The organism is Paraburkholderia sp. SIMBA_030, assembly GCF_046535245.1.
Taxonomy (GTDB): domain Bacteria; phylum Pseudomonadota; class Gammaproteobacteria; order Burkholderiales; family Burkholderiaceae; genus Paraburkholderia.
Map to the genome: position 1 here is coordinate 1 of NZ_JAWRXB010000127.1, position 388 is coordinate 388.

The 388-nt window shown below is 63.1% G+C and carries 1 protein-coding gene; it reads left to right on the forward strand.

The genetic code is table 11. From position 1 onward, the window contains the following. Positions 1 to 388 (forward strand): LLM class flavin-dependent oxidoreductase (locus tag SB772_RS39320; RefSeq protein ID WP_410838430.1); only part of this gene is annotated, 388 nt, incomplete at both ends.

A 388-nucleotide genomic window follows, 5' to 3' on the forward strand; every position in this document is an offset into this window, starting at 1 on the left:
ATCGCGCCGAATCCGTTCCTCAATCTCGTCGATCTCGCGAGCAAGACGAAGAACGTGCGTCTCGGCACGGGCACCGTGATCGCGCCGTTCTGGCACCCGATCAAGCTCGCAGGCGAAGCCGCGATGACCGACATCATCACGAACGGCCGTCTCGAACTGGGCATTGCGCGCGGCGCATATTCGTTCGAATATGAACGTCTGATGCCGGGCCTCGACGCCTGGAACGCGGGTCAGCGCATGCGCGAACTGATTCCCGCCGTGAAGAAGCTCTGGGAAGGCGATTACGCGCACGAAGGCGAGTTCTGGAAATTCCCGTCGACCACGTCGTCGCCGCTGCCGCTGCAAGAACCGCATCCGCCGATCTGGGTCGCGGCGCGCGATCCGAACA